The organism is Marinobacter sp. C1S70, from assembly GCF_000475355.1.
Lineage (GTDB): Bacteria > Pseudomonadota > Gammaproteobacteria > Pseudomonadales > Oleiphilaceae > Marinobacter > Marinobacter nauticus.
Genome location: NZ_AXBW01000026.1, coordinates 64,216 through 86,429, shown reverse-complemented (window position 1 = coordinate 86,429; position 22,214 = coordinate 64,216). Strand labels below are relative to the sequence as shown.

At 58.7% G+C, this 22,214-nt stretch carries 23 protein-coding genes; 15 read left to right on the top strand and 8 right to left on the bottom strand.

Translation table 11 applies throughout. The features are described from left to right. Positions 1–8: 8 nt before the first annotated feature. Both Q669_RS08700 and Q669_RS08695 read right to left on the bottom strand, forming a co-directional pair. Positions 9–257 (bottom strand): hypothetical protein, encoded by a 249-nt coding sequence (locus Q669_RS08700; RefSeq protein WP_011785886.1) that lies wholly within the window; start codon positions 255–257, stop codon positions 9–11. A 98-nt stretch (positions 258–355) separates the two neighbouring features. Beyond that, positions 356–706, bottom strand: coding sequence for a hypothetical protein (locus Q669_RS08695; protein ID WP_014420653.1), 351 nt, complete (start codon positions 704–706; stop codon positions 356–358). Positions 707–836: 130 nt separating this feature from the next. Here Q669_RS08695 and Q669_RS08690 point away from each other — a divergent pair, with 130 nt between their 5' ends. Together Q669_RS08690 and Q669_RS08685 are read left to right on the top strand one after the other, a co-directional pair. Continuing rightward, positions 837–1,928: an AI-2E family transporter gene (locus Q669_RS08690; RefSeq protein ID WP_022991975.1), complete on the top strand. Its 1,092-nt coding sequence runs from the start codon at positions 837–839 to the stop codon at positions 1,926–1,928. A 107-nt stretch (positions 1,929–2,035) separates the two neighbouring features. Then, entirely contained in the window at positions 2,036–2,446 is a 411-nt protein-coding gene (locus tag Q669_RS08685; protein ID WP_022991974.1) for a peptidoglycan-binding domain-containing protein, read from the top strand. A gap of 67 nt (positions 2,447–2,513) precedes the next feature. Here the strand turns inward: Q669_RS08685 and ilvD are convergent, their stop codons facing one another. Next, positions 2,514–4,349: a dihydroxy-acid dehydratase gene (gene ilvD / locus Q669_RS08680; RefSeq protein WP_014420655.1), complete on the bottom strand. Its 1,836-nt coding sequence runs from the start codon at positions 4,347–4,349 to the stop codon at positions 2,514–2,516. A gap of 153 nt (positions 4,350–4,502) precedes the next feature. On the opposite strand from ilvD, the gene Q669_RS08675 reads away from it, so the two are divergent. Together Q669_RS08675 and Q669_RS08670 are read left to right on the top strand one after the other, a co-directional pair. Beyond that, complete coding sequence (locus Q669_RS08675) at positions 4,503–5,756, top strand: HDOD domain-containing protein (protein WP_022991973.1); 1,254 nt, start codon at positions 4,503–4,505, stop codon at positions 5,754–5,756. 44 nt (positions 5,757–5,800) lie between these two features. Continuing rightward, positions 5,801–6,382 carry an LON peptidase substrate-binding domain-containing protein gene (locus Q669_RS08670; protein WP_014420657.1) on the top strand — a complete coding sequence of 194 codons (582 nt, stop codon included), beginning with the start codon at positions 5,801–5,803 and terminating at the stop codon, positions 6,380–6,382. A gap of 3 nt (positions 6,383–6,385) precedes the next feature. Here Q669_RS08670 and Q669_RS08665 read toward each other — a convergent pair whose 3' ends face one another. Genes Q669_RS08665 through Q669_RS08655 form a run of 3 tightly spaced genes read right to left on the bottom strand, consistent with a single transcriptional unit; the run spans position 6,386 to position 9,851 of the window. After that, entirely contained in the window at positions 6,386–7,837 is a 1,452-nt protein-coding gene (locus tag Q669_RS08665; RefSeq protein WP_022991972.1) for a bifunctional DedA family/phosphatase PAP2 family protein, read from the bottom strand. Next, complete coding sequence (locus Q669_RS08660) at positions 7,834–8,832, bottom strand: GGDEF domain-containing protein (protein WP_022991971.1); 999 nt, start codon at positions 8,830–8,832, stop codon at positions 7,834–7,836. The genes Q669_RS08665 and Q669_RS08660 overlap by 4 nt, the downstream gene beginning before the upstream one ends. Then, positions 8,829–9,851: a GGDEF domain-containing protein gene (locus Q669_RS08655; protein WP_022991970.1), complete on the bottom strand. Its 1,023-nt coding sequence runs from the start codon at positions 9,849–9,851 to the stop codon at positions 8,829–8,831. The genes Q669_RS08660 and Q669_RS08655 overlap by 4 nt, the downstream gene beginning before the upstream one ends. 136 nt (positions 9,852–9,987) lie before the next feature. Here Q669_RS08655 and Q669_RS08650 point away from each other — a divergent pair, with 136 nt between their 5' ends. The 10 genes from Q669_RS08650 (at position 9,988) to lipB (ending at position 19,036) form a co-directional block, all read left to right on the top strand. Then, the gene (locus Q669_RS08650; protein ID WP_022991969.1) at positions 9,988–11,244 is read left to right on the top strand and encodes a glutamate-5-semialdehyde dehydrogenase; all 1,257 of its coding nucleotides are present in this window, start codon (positions 9,988–9,990) and stop codon (positions 11,242–11,244) included. Positions 11,245–11,248: 4 nt separating this feature from the next. Beyond that, a complete protein-coding gene (nadD, locus tag Q669_RS08645; RefSeq protein ID WP_022991968.1) occupies positions 11,249–11,899 on the top strand; it encodes a nicotinate-nucleotide adenylyltransferase in 651 nt (216 codons plus the stop codon). Positions 11,900–11,992: 93 nt separating this feature from the next. Then, positions 11,993–12,343, top strand: coding sequence for a ribosome silencing factor (gene rsfS / locus Q669_RS08640; protein WP_011785874.1), 351 nt, complete (start codon positions 11,993–11,995; stop codon positions 12,341–12,343). Between the two features lie 2 nt (positions 12,344–12,345). Beyond that, positions 12,346–12,816 carry a 23S rRNA (pseudouridine(1915)-N(3))-methyltransferase RlmH gene (gene rlmH / locus Q669_RS08635; RefSeq protein ID WP_011785873.1) on the top strand — a complete coding sequence of 157 codons (471 nt, stop codon included), beginning with the start codon at positions 12,346–12,348 and terminating at the stop codon, positions 12,814–12,816. Between the two features lie 8 nt (positions 12,817–12,824). Continuing rightward, complete coding sequence (gene mrdA, locus Q669_RS08630) at positions 12,825–14,723, top strand: penicillin-binding protein 2 (RefSeq protein WP_022991967.1); 1,899 nt, start codon at positions 12,825–12,827, stop codon at positions 14,721–14,723. Further along, positions 14,723–15,865 carry a rod shape-determining protein RodA gene (rodA, locus tag Q669_RS08625; protein WP_011785871.1) on the top strand — a complete coding sequence of 381 codons (1,143 nt, stop codon included), beginning with the start codon at positions 14,723–14,725 and terminating at the stop codon, positions 15,863–15,865. The genes mrdA and rodA overlap by 1 nt, the downstream gene beginning before the upstream one ends. A 110-nt stretch (positions 15,866–15,975) precedes the next feature. Beyond that, a complete protein-coding gene (locus Q669_RS08620; protein ID WP_011785870.1) occupies positions 15,976–16,863 on the top strand; it encodes a septal ring lytic transglycosylase RlpA family protein in 888 nt (295 codons plus the stop codon). A 57-nt stretch (positions 16,864–16,920) separates the two neighbouring features. Next, entirely contained in the window at positions 16,921–18,084 is a 1,164-nt protein-coding gene (locus tag Q669_RS08615; protein WP_022991966.1) for a D-alanyl-D-alanine carboxypeptidase family protein, read from the top strand. A gap of 32 nt (positions 18,085–18,116) precedes the next feature. Next, positions 18,117–18,395 (top strand): YbeD family protein, encoded by a 279-nt coding sequence (locus Q669_RS08610; RefSeq protein ID WP_370257471.1) that lies wholly within the window; start codon positions 18,117–18,119, stop codon positions 18,393–18,395. A gap of 2 nt (positions 18,396–18,397) precedes the next feature. Further along, a complete protein-coding gene (lipB, locus tag Q669_RS08605; RefSeq protein WP_011785867.1) occupies positions 18,398–19,036 on the top strand; it encodes a lipoyl(octanoyl) transferase LipB in 639 nt (212 codons plus the stop codon). On the opposite strand, the gene Q669_RS08600 is transcribed toward lipB, so the two are convergent. Continuing rightward, positions 19,024–20,118: a GGDEF domain-containing protein gene (locus Q669_RS08600; protein ID WP_022991963.1), complete on the bottom strand. Its 1,095-nt coding sequence runs from the start codon at positions 20,116–20,118 to the stop codon at positions 19,024–19,026. The two genes, lipB and Q669_RS08600, sit on opposite strands and share 13 nt — an antisense overlap. 253 nt (positions 20,119–20,371) lie before the next feature. Here Q669_RS08600 and Q669_RS08595 point away from each other — a divergent pair, with 253 nt between their 5' ends. After that, a complete protein-coding gene (locus Q669_RS08595) occupies positions 20,372–21,778 on the top strand; it encodes an ABC1 kinase family protein (protein WP_014420672.1) in 1,407 nt (468 codons plus the stop codon). Here Q669_RS08595 and Q669_RS08590 read toward each other — a convergent pair. Continuing rightward, positions 21,775–22,200: a YqaA family protein gene (locus Q669_RS08590; protein WP_014420673.1), complete on the bottom strand. Its 426-nt coding sequence runs from the start codon at positions 22,198–22,200 to the stop codon at positions 21,775–21,777. The genes Q669_RS08595 and Q669_RS08590 overlap by 4 nt on opposite strands. Positions 22,201–22,214 lie beyond the last annotated feature (14 nt).

Below are 22,214 nucleotides of genomic sequence, written 5' to 3'. Positions count from 1 at the left end.
AGTTTGAATCAGGATGCGATGTCAAACAGGCGTTCTGGGTTTTCCACCTGGGCCAGAGCCTCGTCGCAGCAGTTCACCGCGCCGCAATCGTCCGCGGAGCACAGGCCGATGGTGTTGCACTCAATGGCCTGATGGGCGTCGCCCTGGTTACGGAAAATTCTGGCGCGGGAGAGAATGGAATGGCAATGCCCGCACAACAGGGTGGGCACGGCGCTCCCCTGGGCCAGGATGGCAGTGTAATGGTTGTTGTCTGTCATAGTTATCCTCCTGATCAGATCACAGTAAGGGCGAAGTGTGACATTTCAAAGTCAGTCCGGGCCTGGGCCCTGCACTTCGGCTTCCGCAGTTGTACGTATCAGGCGTCAGGATCGACCAACGGCCGGCGGTTGGAGCGCTTGTCCTCCCAGTCGAGTTGCTTGGGGTCGTACCAGCCAAGTCCGTCCAGAACCCGTTGGCGAGTGTATTCAGACAGCGTGGGCCAGAGCTCCTGGAAATCCTCCAGGCCGCGATCCCGCAATCGTTGCTGCTTGCCACTCAGGCGGCTGATGGTTCTGGGCAGGTGCAGGGCCTCGCCCAACTGGCCGGGCACGAGTACCTCCTGGCCCATCACCTTGCGACGATGGGTTCGGGCTGCCAGCACTTTCTGCAGTTCCAGTGCGGCCTCCAGCGCGCTCTCCACGGTAAAGTTGTCTGCTTCCAACCACATAACCTGTATTGTTGGCTGATTGATAACCAACCACTATAACGCGAACCCCACTACACTGGCCACGCTATCGTGGTAGTCTGCTTTCCCTATCAGCCCCGATGGGCATGTTCTGGACAGGAATTGTTTAACTATGTACGCAAAACTTGAAACACGGACTTTTCTGGCGATGCTGCTCGGTGTGTCGCTTGCGTTCATTCTGTTGATGAAGCCGTTCTTTGGCCCGATCTTCTGGGCGGTGGCCATTGCGCTGATTTTCCATCCGGTGCAGCAGTTGCTGGTACGCAGACTTGGCGACCGGCCGACACTAAACGCCCTGATTACACTGTTCGTGTGTATGGTGATCGTGGTGATTCCGGTGCTGGTACTGGGCGCGGCGCTGATCGCGGAAGGTATGGGGATCTACCAGAAGATCCAGGCCGGAGAGATCCGGCCGGGGGAATACATTGATCAGGTTAACCAGTCGTTTCCTGCCATCCAGGCCTTTCTGGCCCAGTTTGACATCAATTTTGCGGATCTGAGGGACCGCGCCGTTAATGCCTTTCTGGGGGGGAGTCAGTTTCTGGCCAAGCAGGCCCTGGGCATCGGGCAGAACACCTTTCAGTTCTTTCTGGGGCTGGCTCTGATGGTTTACCTGGCCTTTTTCCTGATCCGTGATGGCCAGAAACTGATAGAGCTGATGATTCGCGCCTTGCCGCTGGGTGATGAGCGTGAGCGCCTGTTGTTTGCCAAATTCGCGGAAGTCACCCGTGCCACGGTCAAGGGTAACCTGCTGATCGCCATCATTCAGGGTGCGCTTGGTGGCATAATCTTCTGGATACTTGGCATTACCGGAGCCTTGCTGTGGGGGGTGGTCATGGCCATCGTCTCATTGCTGCCAGCCGTCGGGGCTGCGATTGTCTGGGTGCCGGCGGCCATCTATCTGGCTGCCGTGGGGGACATTGTGCCGGCCATCATTCTGACCGCCTATGGGGTGGTGGTGATTGGTCTGGCGGATAACCTGCTCCGGCCTGTGCTGGTAGGGCGGGACACCAAAATGCCGGACTATCTCGTGCTTTTGTCCACCCTGGGCGGCATTGTTATGTTCGGCATCAATGGTTTTGTCATGGGTCCGCTGGTGGCGGCGCTTTTCATGGCGTTCTGGGGCATTTTTATCCGTGAATTTGGCCAGTATCACTATGCCGATCCGGCAAATCCCGAGAATGGTCCGGCCCGCGAAGATTAAATTATGTTATGGTCTAGGAAGCGCTGATACGTAGAGGAAGGCGCCACACTATAAAAACAGAACAGCAGATGTCACAGAGATATCCAGGAGTAGATCAGGTGAGAACCATGAAAACAGTCACCCGTCACATCGGCAGGACGGCGCTGGCGGTCGGAACGGTCGCCCTGCTGGGTCTGGCACCCGTTGCCCAGGCCAATGAAGTGGTCGCGCTCAAGCACGCGCTTTATGGCGCCGGTTACGACATCACCAATGTCAGCCCGAGCATGGATGACAAGACCCGGGCGGAACTGACCCGCTTCCAGAAAGACAACGGCCTTGAGGCAACCGGTATTCTGAACGAGGAAACCGAGCGTGCTCTGGGGCTGATCACCGTGCAGCAGGCGGCCGCTGATGCGGGCCAGTCTGCGCCGGCGGCAACTGCGCAGGCGGCACCGGCAGAACCGGCTCCAGCTGAGACCGAGTCTTCTGCCGAAGACACCATTGAAGAAGACGAAGATGGTGGCTGGTCGCTCTGGTAAACGCCAGTCCCCGGATAAAAAAAAGCCCGCAAGGCAAACACTTTGCGGGCTTTTTTGTGGTCCAGATTCAGTCCAGCTTGCTCAAATCCCGAACCGCACCTTTATCGGCACTGGTGGCCAGCAGTGCGTAGGCTTTGAGGGCGGCGGATACCTTCCGGTCCCTCGGTAACTCCGGTTTCCAGCCCCTGGCGTCGCGTGCTTCCCGTCGCTGTGCCAGTTCTTCCTTACTGACCTGAACATTGATAGATCGGTTTGGGATGTCGATCAGAATGGTATCGCCATCCTCAATCAGACCAATCGCGCCACCGGCAGCAGCTTCCGGCGAAGCATGGCCGATGGAGAGTCCTGAAGTGCCGCCGGAGAACCGGCCATCGGTCAGCAGTGCACAGTCCTTGCCCAGCCCCTTGGATTTCAGGTAGCTGGTCGGGTAGAGCATTTCCTGCATTCCTGGACCGCCTTTGGGCCCTTCGTACCGAATGATCACCACATCACCGGCCTTGACCTCGTCACCCAGAATGCCGGCCACGGCGGAATCCTGGCTTTCGAAGACCCGGGCCTTGCCCTCGAAGACGTAGATGCTTTCATCAACGCCCGCGGTTTTCACCACGCAGCCATCCTGGGCGATATTGCCATACAGTACCGCCAGACCGCCTTCTGAAGAATAAGCGTGTTCCACGGAGCGGATGCAGCCGTCTTCACGGTCGCCATCGAGGCTTGGCCAGCGGGTGCTCTGGCTGAAGGCTGTCTGAGTCGGAATGCCGGCGGGGCCGGCTTTGTAGAATTCGATCACTTCAGGTGTTGGTGAGCGCATGATGTCCCAGGTTTCCAGGGCTTCGCGCATGGTTTTGCTGTGAGTCGTGGGCAGGTCAACGTTGATCAGTCCGCCGCGCTCCAGTTCACCCAGAATGCCCATGATGCCGCCGGCGCGGTGCACGTCTTCCATGTGGTACTTGGGGGAGTTGGGAGCGACCTTGCACAGCTGCGGAACCTTGCGGGACAAGCGATCGATATCGGCCATGGAGAATTCAACACCGCCTTCCTGGGCTGCAGCCAACAGGTGCAGGATAGTGTTGGTGGAGCCGCCCATGGCAATGTCCATGGTCATGGCGTTCTCGAATGCTTCCACAGAGGCGATGCTGCGCGGCAGAACGCTGGCATCGTTCTGCTCGTAATAGCGTTTGGCATTCTCCACAATCTGACGACCGGCTTTCAGGAACAACTGTTCCCGGTCGGCATGGGTGGCCAGCATGGAGCCATTACCGGGCAGGGCCAGGCCGATGGCTTCGGTCAGACAGTTCATGGAATTGGCGGTGAACATGCCGGAGCAGGAACCGCACGTGGGGCAAGCGCTGCGTTCGTATTCCTCGACCATCTCATCGGTCGCCGTTGGATCGGCGGCGATGACCATGGCATCCACCAGGTCGAGCTTGTGTTCAGATAGCTTGGTTTTTCCGGCTTCCATCGGGCCGCCGGAAACAAAAATGGTGGGAATGTTCAGGCGCATGGCGGCCATTAGCATACCCGGGGTAATCTTGTCGCAATTGGAGATGCAAACCAGAGCATCGGCGCAGTGGGCGTTGACCATGTATTCCACCGAGTCGGCGATGATTTCCCGCGACGGCAGGGAGTAAAGCATGCCATCGTGCCCCATGGCGATACCATCATCCACAGCAATGGTGTTGAACTCTTTGGCAACACCGCCGGCCGCTTCGATCTCGCGGCAAACCAGCTGGCCCAGGTCTTTCAGGTGAACGTGCCCGGGCACAAACTGGGTAAAGGAGTTGGCAACGGCGATGATGGGTTTGCCGAAGTCCTCGTTCTTCATGCCGGTGGCACGCCAAAGGGCGCGGGCACCGGCCATATTGCGGCCGGCGGTAGAAGTGTGGGAACGATACTGGGGCATGGTAGGCGGTTCTCTCCCTAGGTTATCGGATAAAGTGAAAGACCAGAGGATAACAGATTCGACGCCGCTCGCATGGCTGTTTTCCCGAGTGGTGATTACAATACGTAACATGTGATGCCCGTTTATTATCCAGCAGTTCAGGGGAGTCTGCCTATGGGCGGCCAGGAAAGCCTGCCATTACGTCGTCTTAAAAGTTTTCAGCCTTTGGGCCGTCTGACTGACGATCAGCTTGTGTTGTTGGCCAGCCGGGCTGAGCGCAGAACCCACGGACCAGGGCAGAGGGTCATGGAACGGGGCGTTCGGGATGGTCTGGATTATTTTCTGATTTCCGGCGCCGTGGAGCTGCAATCGGTTGATGGTCGTAAGTCGACCATTGAGGCTGAGACCGACAAAGCTCTCAATCCAGTAGCCCGTCTGCAGCCCCGGATGTATGACGTTACTGCAGTCAAACCCTGCGAGTTTCTGGTGATCGAGCAGGAAGTGCTGAACCAGATGCTGAGGGCGGCGCCCATTTCCCAGGTGGAAATGGACTCGTCCGATCACGACGAAGATCAGAGCGAAGAACACCATCTGTTGATGGAGTTCTACTCTGAGCTGCGGTCCAATCAGGTCCAGTTGCCGAGTGTGCCGGATGTGGCCTGGAAAGTCCGGCGGGTAGTGGACCGGGAGGACTCGTCGGCCACTGAGGTCGCTTCCGCGGTGTCGGCAGACCCGGCCATGGCGGCCAAGCTGGTACGTTCCTGCAACAGTCCGCTCTATCGCGGTTTCAGCGATGTGCGCAATGTGCGTGAGGCCGTGGTTCGCCTGGGCATGCGAACCACCCGGCAATTAGTGACGGTGTTCGCCATGCGCGAGGTGTTCAAGACCCGTCGGGCGGCATTGCAGAAAGAAATGGAGCAGCTATGGCGCCATTCCCGGGAGGTGGCAGCGCTGTGCTGGGTGCTGGCGGACCACGCCACACGCATTGATCCTGAGGAAGCCTTACTGGCGGGGTTGCTGCATGATATCGGGGTGGTTCCTGTACTGGTGCAGGCCGAGCACCACGTCAATCTGTTCGCCGATGACAGAAACCTGCACCATGCCATCGACGAACTCCGCGCCGATGTCGGGTGTGCGGTACTTGAGAACTGGGCGTTCCCGAAAGCCTTCGTGGAGGCGGTGCGTCATGCGGAAGACTGGCATCATGAGTGCCGGGAAACTGCGCCCCAACTGGTTGATGTGGTGATTGTTGCCCAACTGCATTCGATGATTGGTTCCAGCCAGAATGAGGGGCTTCCAGCCTTTGATCAGGTGCCGGCATGGCGCCGGCTTGGCGAGCTGGAATTGAATGCTTCCAGAAGTCTGCAACTGCTGAGTGAGGCCCGTGAACGGGTGGATGAAGTGCAGAAGCTTCTTTCGATTCGATAGACCAAGCCGCAGCAGGAGCCTGGCCAGTAGTGACTGAAAAACTTATGAACGTACCGCTGTTTCCATTGAATTCAATCATACTCCCCGGGGGGCGAATCCCCCTGCAGCTGTTCGAGCCCCGTTATATCGACATGCTCACCCGTTGCCTGAAGGAAGATCGCGGCTTTGTGGTGGTTTTGTTGCGAGAAGGTGCCGAGACCGAAGCCCGGGCCTCGTTCTACGACATGGGTACCTACGTCCGGATCATCGACTTCCAGCAACTGGATAACGGTTTGCTGGGTATCACCGTTGAGGGAGATTGCAAGGTTTCCGTCGTCCGTAGCTGGCAGCAGGAGGATGGCCTCAATGTCGGCGATGTGGAGTGCCTGATTGCCGAGGCCGAGAGCGATGTGCCGGAACGCTACCATGAGTTGCCCTCGGTTTTGCGGGCACTGTTCCGGCATCCGGTGGTCAAGGATCTGGAAATGGATGTGGATTATGACGATGCCCGCCATATTGGCTGGAGGCTGACCGAATTGCTGCCGCTGGATAAGCAGGAAAAACAGCGGCTGGCGGAATTGCAGGATCCGCTTGAACGGCTTGACCGACTGCAGCAGTTGCTGGAAGCGCTGGAGCAGGGCGGCTGACAATTATAGCTGGGGTGCGTAACTCACCACGGCTGTTTCCCAGTTACCCATCATGTACATGGCCACGAAAACCAGCCAGCCGATACCAGCGGCCCAGGTCAAGCTGTCCGGGCTCAGCGCCACCCTGTCGTATCGGCTGTAACTGGCCCGTGTCGCACCGGTGATCGCGAGCCCCAGAAACAGGCCTCCAAGCACATCCGTGAACCAGTGCACGCCGAGATACAGTCGGCTCAGCGCTACCGGTAGCAAGGGTAGTGACAGAAACAGGTAATGTTGCCAGCGCTGGTGTTTGCGGTTTTCGCCGGCGACGAAGCTGGCGGCCAGGGTAACCAGAACGGTCATACCGGCCGTATGCCCGCTGGGGAACGCGCCGGAGCTTGGTGCCGAGAGCACCTGATCTGGCCGGCTGATGCCGATGCCCGCTTTCAGCAGCCAAACGCTGATCCCGGTGATGGCTGCGGCACTGGCAATATGAATGGCGGCTGCGTAGTAGCCCCGGAACGCCAGCAACAAAACGGCAATCACGGCGGCAGCGAACAGGACCGGGGGATCGCCCAGCAAAGTGAGTGCTACCATGGGAAAATCCAGCAGGGGTTGGCGCAGAGCGCTGAACCACTGCAGCACTTGCTGGTTCATGGAGGCCAGCTGATCACTGACTCCGACCAATTGCGCGAGCCCAAGAAACAATGCGAGCGAGGAGGCCGTCATTAGCAGAGAGGGCAGAGGAAATTCCCCCTGCTGAGCCGGCCGCTCATTGCTGTACAGGCGCCAGAACCGGTGTGTTGCGTCGTATTGACTCATCCGGGATTCCAGCCATTGATAGAGCAAGCTCCCTTCACCAACGCCGAGCCGAATCCGCAAAACAATCAGATAGACAACCACCAGCGCCGCACCACTGATCGCAAGTACCAGATAGAAATGGGGTGGGGGTTTGATCTCGCTGCCCATAGCCGAGCCTACGAAAAATCCCGGCAGGATATACACCAGGGCCCAGCCCGTGGCTGATAGCAGATTGAAGGTGAGAAAGCGCTGCCAGGACATGGTCAGCGCACCGGCAATCAGTGGAATGACCGGGCGTATCGGCCCAACGAAACGGCCGATGACCACGCTTTTTCCTCCGTGGGCGCGAAAAAAGCTCTCTCCGCGGGCAATGAGCCCCGGGTATCGACTGAATGGCCAGACGGTATCCAGGCGCCCCTTGAGCAGTCGGCCGATGGCGAAGCTGATCGCATCCCCTGCCACGGCACCAAGGCCGGCCCACAGCAGGGCGTCGGACAAGGGCAGGCCGCTCTTGCCGGCAAGCGCGGCAAATGCGAACAATAAAGCCACTCCAGGTATGATGATGCCGGCAACCGCCAGGGATTCTATCAGCGCGGTCAGGAACAGGGCGGCAATCAGCCAGCCCGGATTGGCGGCTACCCAGGAAGTAACGTCAGTGAGCCAGGTCGCGGTCATACCTTGACGGGCTCTCCCGGGCTGAACCAGGCAGAATCCGCTCCTCGCTTCCTGGCTTCGAGCATGGCGGTGACGGCGCGGTCACGCAATGAATGGGTGCTGGTGTCGCCGTTGCCCCGGGTGGTGCAGCCGAGGCTGACCGAGATCTTGCCAACCTGGGTCCAGTCATGTTCACTGAGGGTCCTGCGAATGCGCTCTGCAATGACCCGTACCCCTTCCTCCGGCGTAAACGGCAGGATCAGGAAGAACTCCGATCCGTTGATACTGTAGAGCGAATCCCCGGCCCGGATGATTTCAAACAGGGTGCCTGTGACGACGCGCAGCAGCGTTTGCAGGCCGGCCTTACCGTGCAGGTCGCGAATTTCGTCGGCATGGTCGATGTTCAGACTGACGACCGACAATGGGTGGCCGGTGGCAATGGCACGACTGATTTCCTTCTGCAGTGTCTCATCCAGAAAACGGGCGTTATGGGCTCCGGTGGCGGGGTCGGTAATGGCAAGATCCTGGGCCGATTGCGCCATATGGTCGTAGTGCCAGATATACAGGGCGGTCACTGCCAGCAGTGCTATAAGGCCGGCTGTCGTCATCAGGGCAGTGTCTATGGATGTCGACAGCCAGGTGACAGCCAGTACCGGCACCAGCAGCATCGCTGAGAGCATTAGTCCATGCCGCAGGGGCAAAATCAGCAGGTTCAGCGAAAGCAAAGGCATGGCCCAGTGGCTGATGCCCGGGGCATCCATTGTCAGTACCGCTGCAACCAGGCCACTGTTAAGGCCGGCGAGAATGACCAGGTGGCCGGGTGCGGAAAGCTGCTGGCGACGGCATAGCCAGGTGTAGACCAGGCCGGCAACCAGTAAGGCGGTCATGGCCAGGGCCAGATAGAACAGCTGGTAAAAGCCGTAACGCAGGTTCTGCAGTGCCAGCGCGGCGGTGAACAGCGCCGCCAGGCCGTAGCCAAAGGCGTGGGTCCAGGTTCGGAGTCGGGTCTCGGTCATTGCGCTGCCTCCCGGTCGGAAGGTTCAGCCGGCCAGCTGGCCTCTGGAGGCACCGGGTTACTGTATGTCTGGGTTCGGTTTCCGCCCTGCTGTTGGGCCCGTCGCAGGGCGTTGGCAACGCTCTGTTGCAGGCTGTCGGCATCGTCGCCGATGTTGAGCCCGGCCACGCCGGTACTGACCGTAAGCTTCAGGCCGTGCGAATCCATCAGCGTGCACAGGCCGCGGCGAACCTGTTCTGCTGTTCGGGCAGCCTCGGCAGTATTGGCGCCGGGGAGAATCACCAGAAACTGAAGGTCGGCCACCCGGTAGTACGTATCGAAATCCCGAAGCTGGGAGTGCAGGTAGCGGCCGATGCGTGGCAGAATCGCACGAATGTCTTCGTCCGGATCGACGTCGCTCAGGTGAGTATCCAGCCCGATCATCATCACCGACATGTTGGTGCCTTCCCGCTCGCTGCGTTGTATTTCCTTGTGCAGGTCGGCTGACAGGTATTCCCGGCTGGCTGCCTGGGTAAGCTCATCGGTACGGCGCAGGGGCGCAAGCTGCCGGGATTTGTACTCGCGCATGAACACCAGAATGGCTCCTAGGAGCGTGGTCAGTACCAGTGCAGTCATCATCTGGTGCCTGTCCGGGAGGGCTATCGCCCACTGGGTGCCGGCCAGCACCAGGAAAATGAAGATAACAGTAACAATGGCGGCCAGATAGACCGGCGCCATGGCAAACAGTACCAGCGGTAGGGCATAGAGCCAGTGGCTGAGTGGCCAGGGGCCCAGCCAGATGGCCGATACCAGCGCCAGAACCAGGGCTGTCAGAAAGAATGCCCGTAATTGTGGCCAGGGGGCATTTTGATGTGTTTTGCCCTGATGGGTGCCCGCAAGGCAAAGGCCAGCCGCAGCTGCAGCTGCTACTGCCGCCAGCAGTTCCCCCATGAACAGACAGAGCCCGGTGGTCAGGCCAAAGGCAATAAACCCGCTGCGGGAAAACTTGCCGGGAAGAAATTTTTCGGCGGTTTGGGGCATTGAGTCTGTCCTTTGCTGGCGCATCCATTTGAACCTGTGCAGCGCTATAATAGTCGTTTGGGGTGCGGACTTGAAACGGGAAAGGTAAAGTAACCCTCCCGTTTTGGAATCAGCTTGCAGAATTAAGGGTAAATCAATGGATGTAGCAGCCTACATGACGGAGCTCGGCCAGCAGGCCAGGGCCGCTTCCCGGGAAGTCGCCCGGTCCTCCACTGCCGTGCGGAATCAGGCACTTCTGGCCACCGCCGCCGCCCTGGACGCCGCCAGATCCGAGCTTGCCACGGCTAACAGCAAGGATCTGGAGCGTGGCCGGGAAAATGGACTCGATAGTGCCATGCTGGACCGCCTGGAACTTACCTCTCAGCGCATCGATGCCATGATTGAGGGCTTGCGACAGGTGGCTGCGCTGCCGGACCCTGTGGGTGTGATTACTGATATGACGTATCGCCCGTCGGGTATTCAGGTAGGCAAGATGCGGGTTCCGCTGGGGGTGATCGGTATCATTTACGAGTCCCGGCCCAATGTCACGGTCGAGGCTGCCAGCCTGTGCCTGAAATCCGGCAACGCAACCATTCTGCGCGGCGGCTCCGAGGCGATTCACTCCAACCAGGCCATTGCCCGTTGTCTCAAGCAGGGCCTGAGCGAGGCGGGGTTGCCGGAAACTGCAGTCCAGGTGGTCAGCACCACCGACAGGGCCGCTGTGGGTGAGCTGATCACCATGCCTCAGTTCGTGGATGTAATTGTTCCCCGCGGCGGTAAGGGCCTGATCGAGCGCATCAGTCGGGACGCCCGTGTGCCGGTAATCAAGCATCTGGATGGTGTGTGTCATGTTTACATCGACAGCCATGCCGACCCGGAGAAGGCGCTGCAGGTAGCGGTTAATGCCAAAACCCAGCGTTACGGGACCTGCAATACCATGGAAACCCTGCTGGTTGATGACGAGGTGGCGGAGGACTTGTTGCCGCTGCTGGCGGAACAGTTCCGAAGCAAAACCGTGGAGTTGCGGGGGTGCCAGCGCACCTGTGCCATTCTAGGAGATATTGTCGAAGCTACCGAGGAAGACTGGCACGCGGAATACCTTGCCCCAATCCTGGCGGTGAAGGTGGTTGACGGACTGGATGGTGCCATTGAGCATATCAATCGCTACAGCTCCCAGCACACCGACAGCATTATCACCGAAAACTACACCCGTGCCCGTCGGTTCCTGACGGAGGTGGATTCCAGTTCTGTCATGGTCAATGCCTCAACCCGATTTGCCGATGGCTTCGAGTATGGCCTGGGCGCTGAGATTGGTATTTCCACCGATAAGATCCATGCCCGTGGGCCGGTCGGTCTGGAAGGGCTTACCTCACAGAAGTACGTGGTGTTCGGTGACGGCCATATCCGGACCTGACACCATGCATGTGATCTACGGCGGCACCTTTGACCCGATTCACCACGGTCACCTCCGGCTGGCACTGGAAGTGTCCGAGGCGCTGGAGGTGAGCCGGGTACATCTGGTGCCCAGCCATATCCCTCCGCATCGGGGTAGCACCGGAGCCAGTTCAGCGCAGCGTCTGGAGATGATCCGGCAGGCCATCGCCGGCGAACCCGCGCTGGCGCTGGACGAGCAGGAGGTGCACCGGGGCGGAGCCTCATACACCGCCGATACATTGCGCCAGCTTCGGGCCGAGCTGGGGCCGGATTGTCCTCTGGTGATGGTGGTTGGTACCGACGCTTTCTCATCGTTTGACCGCTGGCGCGAGTGGCAGGAGATCCCCGGGCTTGCCCATATCGTGGTGGTGCGCCGCCCCGGCTCGGAACTGCCGGTGGGCAGCGAGGCAGCGCAGCTGGTAGCAGAGCGCTGTGTGGGTTCAGCTTCGGAGCTGCATTCGCGGCCGGCGGGCCTGGTACTGGAGCTGGCGCCGCCGTTGCTGGACATTTCCGCCACTGGTATTCGACGGCGTATCGCGGCGGGCCGGTCGCCACGCTACCTCACCCCGGATGACGTCTGCCGGAGCATCCGCGCCTGGGGGCTCTACGGTGCCCGGCCCGTTGAAGGCCAATAGGAGTTATTCACAGGCGTCTTTGATGCTACAATCGCGTCTGAATATCATTGATCGGGTGGCCATACCGGCCAGTACCCGTACTACAGGGTAATTATGCAGGCTGAACAACTGAAAGATCTGGTCGTTAACGCACTGGAAAATATCAAGGCTCAGGACATCAGTGTGATTGATGTTCGCGACCGCACCAGCGTGACCGATTTTATGGTTCTGGCATCCGGTACCTCCAACCGACATGTAAAATCCCTCGCGGATTCGGTGGTGATCGAGGCCAAAGAGCAGGGTGTACGTGCATCCAATGTTGAAGGTGAAGGCGGCAGTGACTGGATCCTGGTTGATCTGGGTGACGTGGTTGTTCACGTGATGATGCCTGCTACCCGGGAGTTCTACGATCTGGAGCGCTTCTGGCGTGATGCTCCGGATCTCGGTGCTGCGGGCAGCGAGTAGTCATGCGCCTGCGTCTGATCTGTGTGGGGCAGAAAATGCCCGACTGGGTCAGTGCGGGGTACAACGACTACGCTCGCCGGATGCCGCCCGAGTTGCCCCTTGAACTGACTGAAATCCCCATGGCCCACCGGGGCAAAAATCCCGACATCTCCCGACTGATGCAGCGGGAAAGCGACGCTATCCTGTCTGCGGCAGGCACCCGTGACCGCGTGGTGGCTCTGGAGGTGGGTGGGCGCCCCTGGTCAACGGAAAAACTCGCCTCACAGCTGGAAAACTGGCAACAGGACGGCCGGGATGTCGCTTTTCTGGTCGGCGGCCCCGACGGCCTGGCGGATGCCTGTCGACAGCGGGCGGATCAGCAATGGTCACTTTCGCCTCTTACCTTGCCCCACCCTCTGGTGAGAATCCTCTTGGCTGAGCAACTCTACCGGGCCTGGACCATCACCCGTAACCACCCTTACCACCGGGCCTAGGAACAGACATGGTCTGGGGCGAACTGAAAAATACCGCAGCGGAGCGCCGGCTGTTCCAGCGCCGGGCCATGGTGATGCTGGTATTCGTCCTGGTGCTGATGACCGGGTTGCTGGCGCGGATGTACCAGTTACAGATCGTTGAGCACGAGATATATACCACACTGTCTGACAAAAACCGGGTTCAGGTACAGTCGGTACCGCCACCCCGAGGTCTGGTGTACGACCGGAATAACGTTCTGCTGGCGGAGAATCGCCCGGTATTCAGCCTGACGGTGGTGCCGGAGCGCGTTGGCGACATGGATGCAACCCTGGCGCGCCTGAGCGACATCCTGAGTATTGCCGATGAAGATCTGGAACGATTCCAGCGCCGACTGCGGGAGCCGCGACGTCCGTTCCAGGCGATCCCCTTGAGTTACGATCTCGACGAAGCCGAAATTGCCCGCATGGCAGTGCACCGGCATCAGTTTCCGGGGGTGGAAGTTGAGGCCGAACTGGTTCGCTACTATCCCCATAGCGAGCTGACCGCCCATGCCCTGGGGTTTGTCGGCCGTATCAATCGCGACGAACTTCAGCGTATCGATCCGGTCAATTACGCGGGGACCAACTACATCGGCAAATCCGGGATTGAGCGTTTCTACGAGGAGGCGCTTCACGGTCAGGTGGGCTACCAGCATGTAGAAACCAACGCCCGTGGCCGGATCTTGCGGGTGCTTGAGCGAGTAAATCCTGTTCCGGGCGAAGACCTCCAGCTCCATCTTGATTTGCGGCTCCAGCGTCGGGCGCATGAGCTGATGGAGGGCAGGCGAGGTGCGATCATTGCTATCGAGCCCAAGACCGGCGGGATTCTGGCGCTTGCCAGTGTGCCCGGTTTTGATGCCAATAAATTTGTGACCGGTATCAGTGTCGATGATTATCGCGAATTGAGTCAGAGTATCGATAAGCCATTGTTTAACAGGGCGCTCCGTGGCCAGTACCCCCCTGCGTCGACCATCAAGCCCATGATGGCTGTTGCAGCGCTGGACAGCGGCGCAACGGATAAAGACCGTAGAATCTGGGACCCGGGATACTTCCAGCTCCGTGAGGGCGGGAGGCGTTTCCGGAACTGGAATCGCTCTGGTGATGGCTGGGTGGATCTGAAGTACTCGATGGCGAGATCCAATGATGTTTACTTTTACGCAGTGGGCGTTGATATGGGGGTGGATGTCATGTCTTCCTATCTGGCCCGGTTCGGCTTTGGTGAGGATGCCACCCTGGATGTGTCCGGTGCTTTGACCGGGTTGTTGCCGACCGCAGACTGGAAAAGGGCCGTGAGAAATGAACCCTGGTATCCCGGAGACTCAGTCAACATGAGCATTGGGCAGGGTTTTTTGCTGGCAACGCCCATGCAACTGGCAACGGCTACAGCATTGATTGCCAATCGCGGAGCCTGGGTTGAGCCCAGGTTGCTTAAGGATGTTCACGGCGACAGTCCAGTGGAGGAGTTCCTGCCGGAGCAGACGCATGAACAGCTTGAACTGAAGGATCCTGACGATTGGGAATATGTCGTCGATACCATGGAAGAAGTGATGCATGGTGCCCGGGGGACGGGTCGAAGCGCTGGTCGAGGCGCAAGCTACCGAATGGCCGGTAAAACCGGCACGGCCCAGGTATTCAGTCTTGGTCAGGATGAGGAGTACGACGAAGAGCAGATAAAGGAACGGCTTCGGGACCACGCGCTGTTTGTCGGGTTTGCGCCAGCGGATGACCCCAAGATCGCAGTGGCGGTTATCGTTGAAAATGGTGGCAGTGGCAGCGGCGCCGCGGCTCCGGTTGCCCGCGCCTTGTTTGATGCCTGGCTGGAGGAGTTTCCGGCGGAGCAGGCAGAACCTGTGATCAGCGATTCCAGCGCGGCCGGGGGAGACAACTGATGGCCGGCAGCAAATTGTGGAGTAGTCAGACTAGGAGCGATCTGGGGCGCAACCGCAGTATCTGGTCAGCGTTGCATCTGGACCCGATTCTCCTGGGGCTTCTGTTGTTGCTCGTCGGTGGCGGCCTTTTTGTGCTTTACAGTGGTGCTGACCGGAATATTGATGTGGTCAAGGCACAGGGTATTCGCCTGGGCGTTGCCTTTGTGGTGATGTTCGTATTCGCTCAGTTGGATCCGGCGGTCTTTCGCCGATGGGCGCCCTGGCTCTACGGCTTGGGGCTGATCGGCCTGGTCGCCGTGTTGCTGGTGGGTGTCGGTGCCAAAGGGGCGCAACGCTGGCTGGCGTTGCCTGGCCTGCCCCGGTTTCAGCCTTCCGAGTTCATGAAGCTGGTGGTGCCGATGATGGCAGCCTGGTATCTGTCTCGCTATTACCTGCCACCGACCTTCCCCAGGGTGATGACGGGGCTGGTGATCGTTCTGCTGCCGATGTTCCTGATCATCCAGCAACCGGATCTCGGTACCTCCCTGCTGGTCGGCATGGCCGGCATTTTCGTGGTGTTTTTTGCCGGTATCAGCTGGAAGTTGATTGCCGCGTTCCTCGCCATGGTCTCGGTTTCTGCCCCGCTGATGTGGTTCTTCGTCATGCGGGAATATCAGAAGCAGCGGGTATTGACGCTGTTGGACCCTCAGAGTGATCCGCTCGGAGCCGGCTGGAACATTATCCAGTCGAAAACCGCGATCGGTTCCGGCGGTATGGAGGGCAAGGGCTGGTTGCAGGGTACCCAGTCACACCTGGAGTTTTTGCCGGAAAGCCACACCGACTTTATTGTCGCGGTGCTGGCAGAGGAGTTCGGTTTTATCGGTATGTTGCTGCTGTTGACGGTGTACTTCCTGATTATCCTGCGCTGTCTCTATATCTCGGTTACCGCCCAGGACTCCTTCAGCCGGTTGGTGGCCGGAGCGCTGACGATGACCTTCTTTATCTATATCTTCGTCAACATCGGAATGGTGAGCGGCCTGTTGCCAGTGGTCGGTGTGCCTTTGCCGTTGATCAGCTATGGCGGCACCTCAAGTGTCACTTTGATGGCGGCGTTCGGCGTGCTGATGTCGATTCACACCCATCGCCGGATGATCACCGCCTGAACCAGTAATGATGGCTGCCCGGTAATGGTGTATACACAAGGGAACCCGTTACAATGTTGCTGGTCAGTAATGGCGGTATCAATACACAGGTTTTGGGGTAGTGAACAGACATGGTCAAGGTCTCTGACAAACGGATCCCCGCACTGGCTTTAGCGGCCTTGCTGGCCGGCTGTGCCAGCAGTCCTGAAGTTGACCACTCGTCACGCTACACCATTAAGCAGGATCGGGCTCCTTCGGGCAGCTTTGACGCCAGTGGCCTGGCCGATGCCACACCCCGTTATGAGCAGCCACGGACGGCTGGCAACAAGTCGCCCTATACGGTCTGGGGCAAGCGCTATCATGTGATGGACAGTAACGACGGCTACGTGCAGCGCGGCACCGCGAGCTGGTATGGCGAGAAATTTCACGGCCACAAGACCTCCAACGGTGAAGTGTTCGACATGTATGCCATGTCGGCGGCACACAAATCCCTTCGGATTCCGGGTTACGCGCGAGTGACCAATCTCGACAACGGCCGCTCGGTGATTGTCCGTGTGAACGATCGTGGCCCCTTCCACGGGGATCGGCTGATCGATCTGTCCTATGCCGCGGCCAAGAAGCTCGGCTATCAATCCCGTGGTACCGCCAGGGTTGAAGTGGCCGCTATTACGGTGCGTCCGGACGGCGCCATGTTTCTGGCTGGCAAGCCGTTTGATGCCGCTGGCCAGGCTCCGGTGGTTGCCTCACAGGCTTCCGGAACAACAGAGCTGGCCGCCGGTGAGGGGCTGTTTGTCCAGCTCGGCGCATTCAGTCAGCGGGATCCGGCTGAGGCCATGCGTGAGCGTCTGCTGGGAGTGCTGGATAATCCTGTGAGGGTCCGGGAGATCACCACTGATAATGGCCGGTTCCATCGGGTTCAGGTGGGGCCATTCAAGAGCGAGGGCGACGCGCGCTACGCTCAGAACCTTCTGGAATCCAGAGGGTTCCGGCAGTCCATTGTACTGACCGATTCGCACTGAACCGACTGAGTTCAGAACCAACATAAGACAAGCATCTGACGACGAATGAAACTATCCATGGCTTTCAAGACTGTAACTCGAACCCTGTTTCTGGTTTTCTCCCTGTTGCTGATGAGCGGGCAGGCCTCGGCGCAGGCGGTACTGATCCCGTCGCCGCCGCAGATTGCCGGTAGCTCCTGGGTATTGATGGATCCGCTCAGTGGTCGTGTGATCATGGAGCACAACAGTAATGAGCGTTTGCCACCAGCGAGCCTGACCAAAATGATGACGGCCTATATTGTCGAGCGCGAGCTGGATGAAGGCCGTATCTCCATGTCGGATATGGTACCTATCAGTGTCAAGGCCTGGCGCACAGAGGGGTCCCGAACCTTCGTGCAGGAAGGCACCTCGGTGTCCGTTGAGGATCTGCTCAAGGGTGTGATTATCCAGTCTGGCAACGATGCGTCTGTGGCGTTGGCCGAGTTTGTGGCCGGCAGTGAAGGGGCTTTCGTGGACATCATGAACCAGCAGGCGCAACTGCTGGGCATGAAAGATACCCACTTCGAGAACGCCACTGGCCTGCCGTCCGCAGACCATTTCTCAACCGCCTACGATCTTGCGGTCCTGGCACGGCATATTATCCAGGACTATCCGGAAAACTACCCGCTGTATGCGCAGAAGCACTTCACCTACAACAATATTCGTCAGCCCAACCGAAACAGCCTGCTGTGGCGGGATGACAGCGTTGATGGTTTGAAAACCGGGCACACGGAAGAGGCCGGTTATTGCCTGGTGGCATCGGCCAAGCGGGGTGAGACCCGGCTGATTGCTACGGTTATGGGAACCAGCAGCTCTGAGGCCCGGGCCCAGGAAGTGCAGAAAATGCTCAACTACGGCTTCCGCTACTTTGAAACCGAGCGGCTGTTCCGTGCCGGTCAGGAGCTGATGGCGTCCAGAGTGTGGGGCGGTCAGGCGGATGAGGTGTCGGTAGGCATGCCGGAGGATGTCTATGTCACCATTCCCCGTGGCTCCCGCGAGCAACTGGAATCGGTGGTCGACCTTGATTCCGTGATAAAAGCGCCCATTAAGGTGGGAGATGAGCTGGGCCGTGTTCGTGTGGTTCTGGATGGTGAAACCCTGGTGGATGAGCCGGTGCTGGCACTTACCGAAGTGCCTGAAGGCGGTTTGTTCAAGCGCATCTGGGATGCCATCAAGCTGTTTTTTGTTCAACTGTTTAACTGAGGTTGAGGCGCTGTTTGCCTTAGCCGGGAGTAATGTGCGGCATGACTGAGCCGAAAGCACCAAAAATCGAGTTTCCCTGTGACTACGTCATCAAGGTGATTGGCAATGCCGCGCCCGATTTCACCGAATTTGTGGTGGAGGTCGTTGAGCAGCATGCTCCGGGACTGTCTGAAGCGGACATCTCGGTGACCGACAGCAGTAAAGGCCGGTTTTCTTCGGTTCAGCTGAAAATTGTGGCGACCGGTGAAGATCAGCTCAAAGCACTCTTTGAAGAACTGAAGGCCAGTGGCCGTGTTCACATGGTGCTGTAACCGTGGCTGACCTCATCGTGCGGTCACTGGGGCAACAGCCCTACATGGAAACCTGGGAAGCGATGAAATCGTTCACCGCCAACCGGGACGAGACCACCGTGGATGAGCTCTGGTGCCTGGAGCATCCCCGGGTGTTTACCCAGGGGCAGGCGGGTAAAGCCGAGCATATCCTTCTGCCAGGAGACATTCCGGTGATTCAGGTGGATCGAGGTGGCCAGGTGACCTACCACGGCCCAGGGCAGTTGGTGATCTACCTGCTGATTGATCTGACCCGGCATAAACTCGGGGTGCGTAACCTGGTCAGTGCCATTGAGCAGGCGATTGTCCGTACCCTGGCCCAAGGCGGCATAGAAGCAGCACCGCGGTCAGATGCGCCGGGTGTCTATGTGAACGGCGCCAAGATTGCGTCCTTGGGTTTGAGGGTCCGCCGGGGCTGCTCCTTCCATGGCCTGGCTCTGAATGTGAACATGGACATGGAACCCTTCTCCCGAATCAACCCTTGTGGCTACGCGGGCATGTCCATGTGCCAAGTCAGTGATTTTGAGGCCGGAGCCTCGGTCTATGACCTGGAGCGCCGGCTGGTGAGCGAGCTGGTCGAAGGTCTTGGCCACAGTCAGGTGGAGCAACGTCAGGGCTGGTGAAGCGCCTCAGTAGCCTGACACACGCGATTTCTCCCCAGCGTCTTGGCCTGATACAGCGCCTCATCGGCCCGTTGTAGCAGGCGATCAATCGACTCTGAGCCCTGTATACAGGCCACGCCGATACTGATGGTGGCGGTCACTCGCTTGCCCGCGCAGTCGATGGCCTGGCTCGCCACGGCAGAGCGAATCCGCTCCGCCGTGGCAGCGGCTTCGGTCAGGGCGGTTTCGGGGAGTAGTACCAGAAATTCTTCTCCGCCCCAGCGGGCAATGGTGTCCACTTTGCGGCTCTGGTCGGTCAAGGTGCGGGCAACCAACACGATCATGTCGTCGCCCGCCTGGTGACCGTAGCTGTCGTTCACATTCTTGAACAGGTCGATATCCATCAGCAGAACCGAGAAGCTGCGACCGTTACGCAGGTAGCGCTGATACTCTGTTTCCAGTTGTTCCAAACCTTCGCGGCGATTGGCCAGGCTGGTGAGTGCGTCGTGCTTGGCGGCGTACTCGAATTCTGCGGCCAGCCGGATCAAGCCTAGCTTGCTCCGCCGCCGGCTCTGATCGAGGATGTAGCAAGTGGCCATTTCGAAAGCCAGCACGATGATCATGGAAAGCCGGAAGCTGGTACTGTAGGGCGAGTCAAAAACCATATCCCCCAACGGGCTGAACAGGAATAATACGGCCAGCCATCCGCCCACACAGGCCAGTATGCCGACTCTGGCTTCACTGATGTAGAAGATTATGGGGGGATAGGCGAACAGCCACATGATGGCCGAGCCGTCTTCAACCGCCTGGATGGCCAGGTAGGTAAACAGAGCGATAATCAGGGTAATGAATGCCCGGCGCTGGAGGGTTTTGTGGCCCAGGCTCAGAAAGACGATCGCATTAATGGCCAGAAGGGCGGCGAAGGCCAGCAGCAGCCGTGAAGTCAACGGGTCGCCGTGGCCGGACGAGCGCCAGGCGAAAAACACAAGCAACGGCACTGCCGCACAGGTGAGGCCGTTGATCAGGGCCGGTACCGGTATCTCGCCTTTAACGCGAAACTGCGACAGCTCGGCGTCTGGCGTTCTTGAAGCGGGCTGATTCATGTGTGGGTGGTGTTGTTGTAGTTGATAAATATCACAGAAACCCTGTCAACCAATACTAGACCGCTTTGTGATCTGTGACTGTGTCAAAACGTAACCGATGTCACGAACTCTTTTAAATTGGTCGAAGTTTATACACATTGGCTGCAGGGGCAGCGCCGGCGCGACGACTGGGTTAGGCAGTCGCGCGCCCAGATCCGTATAATGGTCAGATGTATTGCAGGCATTCACATTTCCTGACAGAAACAGGTCTTTCATGTCTTCCAGCCGACCCGGAAAATCCGTCTCCCGTATCAAGACCGGCAGTTTTGAGCGCAGGTTGTCGCTGACCAGAGCCGGACTGTTCGCAGGCACGCGCATGGCGTCCCATATGGCGACTAACTGGTTCAGCAACAAGGAAACCCGGGAGCAGCGGCATCGGGCAATGCTCTCCAGTCAGGCCCGGTTTCTGGTGGACGAACTTGGTCGGCTCAAGGGCAGTGTGGTCAAGATTGGCCAGGTCATGGCGCTGTACGGCGAGCATTTTCTCCCCGAAGAAGTCACTGAGGCGCTGCACACTCTGGAAGACCAGACCACCTCTCTGGAGTGGCCGGCCATTGAGCGGGTTCTCAAAGCCGAACTGGGGGAGAGCCGGCTTTCTGAACTCGATATTGACCCGGAGCCTATAGGAGCCGCCTCACTTGGCCAGGTACATCGTGCGGTGCGCCGTAGCGACGGGTTGGAGCTTGTGCTCAAAGTGCAGTACCCCGGTGTTGCCGATGCCGTCGACAGTGATCTGAACGCTGTGGCTCATCTGCTCAAAGTGGCGCGGCTGGTCAGCTTCGGCCCTGAATTCAACGACTGGCTGGAAGAAGTCCGGGAAATGATGCACCGGGAGGTGGATTACCGGCTGGAGGCCCGTACCACCGAAAAGTTCCGCCAGATGCTAAGCCATGATCCACGCTTTGTGGTGCCAAGAGTGCTGGCAGAATTTTCAACGGATCATATTATTGCCTCGACCTATGAGCACGGCCATTCGGTCAGTTCAGTGGCGGTTCGTGAATTGCCACTGGAGCGACGCAGTGCCCTGGGCCAGGCAGCCCTGGAATTATTTTTCCGGGAACTATTTGAATGGGGTGAGATCCAGACCGACCCGAATTTCGGCAACTACCGGATTCGTATTGCGGGCGAACAGGGTGGTGATTCGGAAACTGACCGGATTGTCCTGCTGGATTTTGGCGCCGTGCAGAGTTACTCGTCTGACTTTCTGAAGCCGGTCATCCAGATGATCAGGGCTTCCTATGAGGAAGATCTGGAGCAGGTTGTTGAGGGCGGAATCAAGCTCAGATTCATGAGCCGGGACTGGCCGGCGGAGGTGCTGGACAAGTTTGGCAAGGTCTGTATGTCAGTACTGGAACCCCTGGCGAAGGATCGCAGTCAGTGGCCGGATTATGCCGTCAACAGCCATGGCCAGTACCGCTGGAAACAGAGCGATTTGCCATCGAGAGTGGCCAAGCAGGCCGCCAGGTCTGCCATCAGCCGCTATTTTCGTGTACCCCCCAAGGAATTCGTGTTCCTCAATCGAAAACTAATCGGGGTTTACACCTTCATTGCGGTGTTGCACTCCGAGTTCAACGGCGAGGACTTGTTGAGAAAATACCTCTATGGGAGCGGTGCTGCCTAGCCAGACGCGGTCAGCACCACCCAGATGACGAAGGCATAGCGCAGTCCCTTACCAATCCCCACCAGAACAATAAAATTCAGCCAGGGGACTCGCATAATGCCGCCCACCAGAGTCAGTGCATCGCCGCCAATGGGCAACCAGCCCAGCAGGAGCGACCACTGACCATATCGATTGAACCGGTTTCGTGCCTTGTGTAGTTGAAGTTCACTGACGGGAAACCAGCGTTTGTGCTTAAAGCGATCCACTTGCCGGCCGATAAGGCCATTAACCACTGACCCCAGAGTATTTCCCATGGTTGCCCAGAACCACAACCAGAACAGGGGATAATTCTGGCTGACCAGGGTGCCGAGCAGTATTTCCGAATACGCGGGCAGCAGCGTTGCCGCGGCAAAAGATGTCAGGAACAGGGTCAGGTAGGCCAAAAACGCCTCCATGC

Excerpts from the sequence above, each read along its gene's own strand:
- Q669_RS08700 (WP_011785886.1), bottom strand. The coding sequence starts at position 257 with ATGACAGACAACAACCATTACACTGCCATCCTGGCCCAGGGGAGCGCC.
- Q669_RS08695 (WP_014420653.1), bottom strand. The coding sequence starts at position 706 with ATGTGGTTGGAAGCAGACAACTTTACCGTGGAGAGCGCGCTGGAGGCC.
- Q669_RS08690 (WP_022991975.1), top strand. The coding sequence starts at position 837 with ATGTACGCAAAACTTGAAACACGGACTTTTCTGGCGATGCTGCTCGGT.
- Q669_RS08685 (WP_022991974.1), top strand. The coding sequence starts at position 2,036 with ATGAAAACAGTCACCCGTCACATCGGCAGGACGGCGCTGGCGGTCGGA.
- ilvD (WP_014420655.1), bottom strand. The coding sequence starts at position 4,349 with ATGCCCCAGTATCGTTCCCACACTTCTACCGCCGGCCGCAATATGGCC.
- Q669_RS08675 (WP_022991973.1), top strand. The coding sequence starts at position 4,503 with ATGGGCGGCCAGGAAAGCCTGCCATTACGTCGTCTTAAAAGTTTTCAG.
- Q669_RS08670 (WP_014420657.1), top strand. The coding sequence starts at position 5,801 with ATGAACGTACCGCTGTTTCCATTGAATTCAATCATACTCCCCGGGGGG.
- Q669_RS08665 (WP_022991972.1), bottom strand. The coding sequence starts at position 7,837 with ATGACCGCGACCTGGCTCACTGACGTTACTTCCTGGGTAGCCGCCAAT.
- Q669_RS08660 (WP_022991971.1), bottom strand. The coding sequence starts at position 8,832 with ATGACCGAGACCCGACTCCGAACCTGGACCCACGCCTTTGGCTACGGC.
- Q669_RS08655 (WP_022991970.1), bottom strand. The coding sequence starts at position 9,851 with ATGCCCCAAACCGCCGAAAAATTTCTTCCCGGCAAGTTTTCCCGCAGC.
- Q669_RS08650 (WP_022991969.1), top strand. The coding sequence starts at position 9,988 with ATGGATGTAGCAGCCTACATGACGGAGCTCGGCCAGCAGGCCAGGGCC.
- nadD (WP_022991968.1), top strand. The coding sequence starts at position 11,249 with ATGCATGTGATCTACGGCGGCACCTTTGACCCGATTCACCACGGTCAC.
- rsfS (WP_011785874.1), top strand. The coding sequence starts at position 11,993 with ATGCAGGCTGAACAACTGAAAGATCTGGTCGTTAACGCACTGGAAAAT.
- rlmH (WP_011785873.1), top strand. The coding sequence starts at position 12,346 with ATGCGCCTGCGTCTGATCTGTGTGGGGCAGAAAATGCCCGACTGGGTC.
- mrdA (WP_022991967.1), top strand. The coding sequence starts at position 12,825 with ATGGTCTGGGGCGAACTGAAAAATACCGCAGCGGAGCGCCGGCTGTTC.
- rodA (WP_011785871.1), top strand. The coding sequence starts at position 14,723 with ATGGCCGGCAGCAAATTGTGGAGTAGTCAGACTAGGAGCGATCTGGGG.
- Q669_RS08620 (WP_011785870.1), top strand. The coding sequence starts at position 15,976 with ATGGTCAAGGTCTCTGACAAACGGATCCCCGCACTGGCTTTAGCGGCC.
- Q669_RS08615 (WP_022991966.1), top strand. The coding sequence starts at position 16,921 with ATGGCTTTCAAGACTGTAACTCGAACCCTGTTTCTGGTTTTCTCCCTG.
- Q669_RS08610 (WP_370257471.1), top strand. The coding sequence starts at position 18,117 with ATGTGCGGCATGACTGAGCCGAAAGCACCAAAAATCGAGTTTCCCTGT.
- Q669_RS08600 (WP_022991963.1), bottom strand. The coding sequence starts at position 20,118 with ATGAATCAGCCCGCTTCAAGAACGCCAGACGCCGAGCTGTCGCAGTTT.
- Q669_RS08595 (WP_014420672.1), top strand. The coding sequence starts at position 20,372 with ATGTCTTCCAGCCGACCCGGAAAATCCGTCTCCCGTATCAAGACCGGC.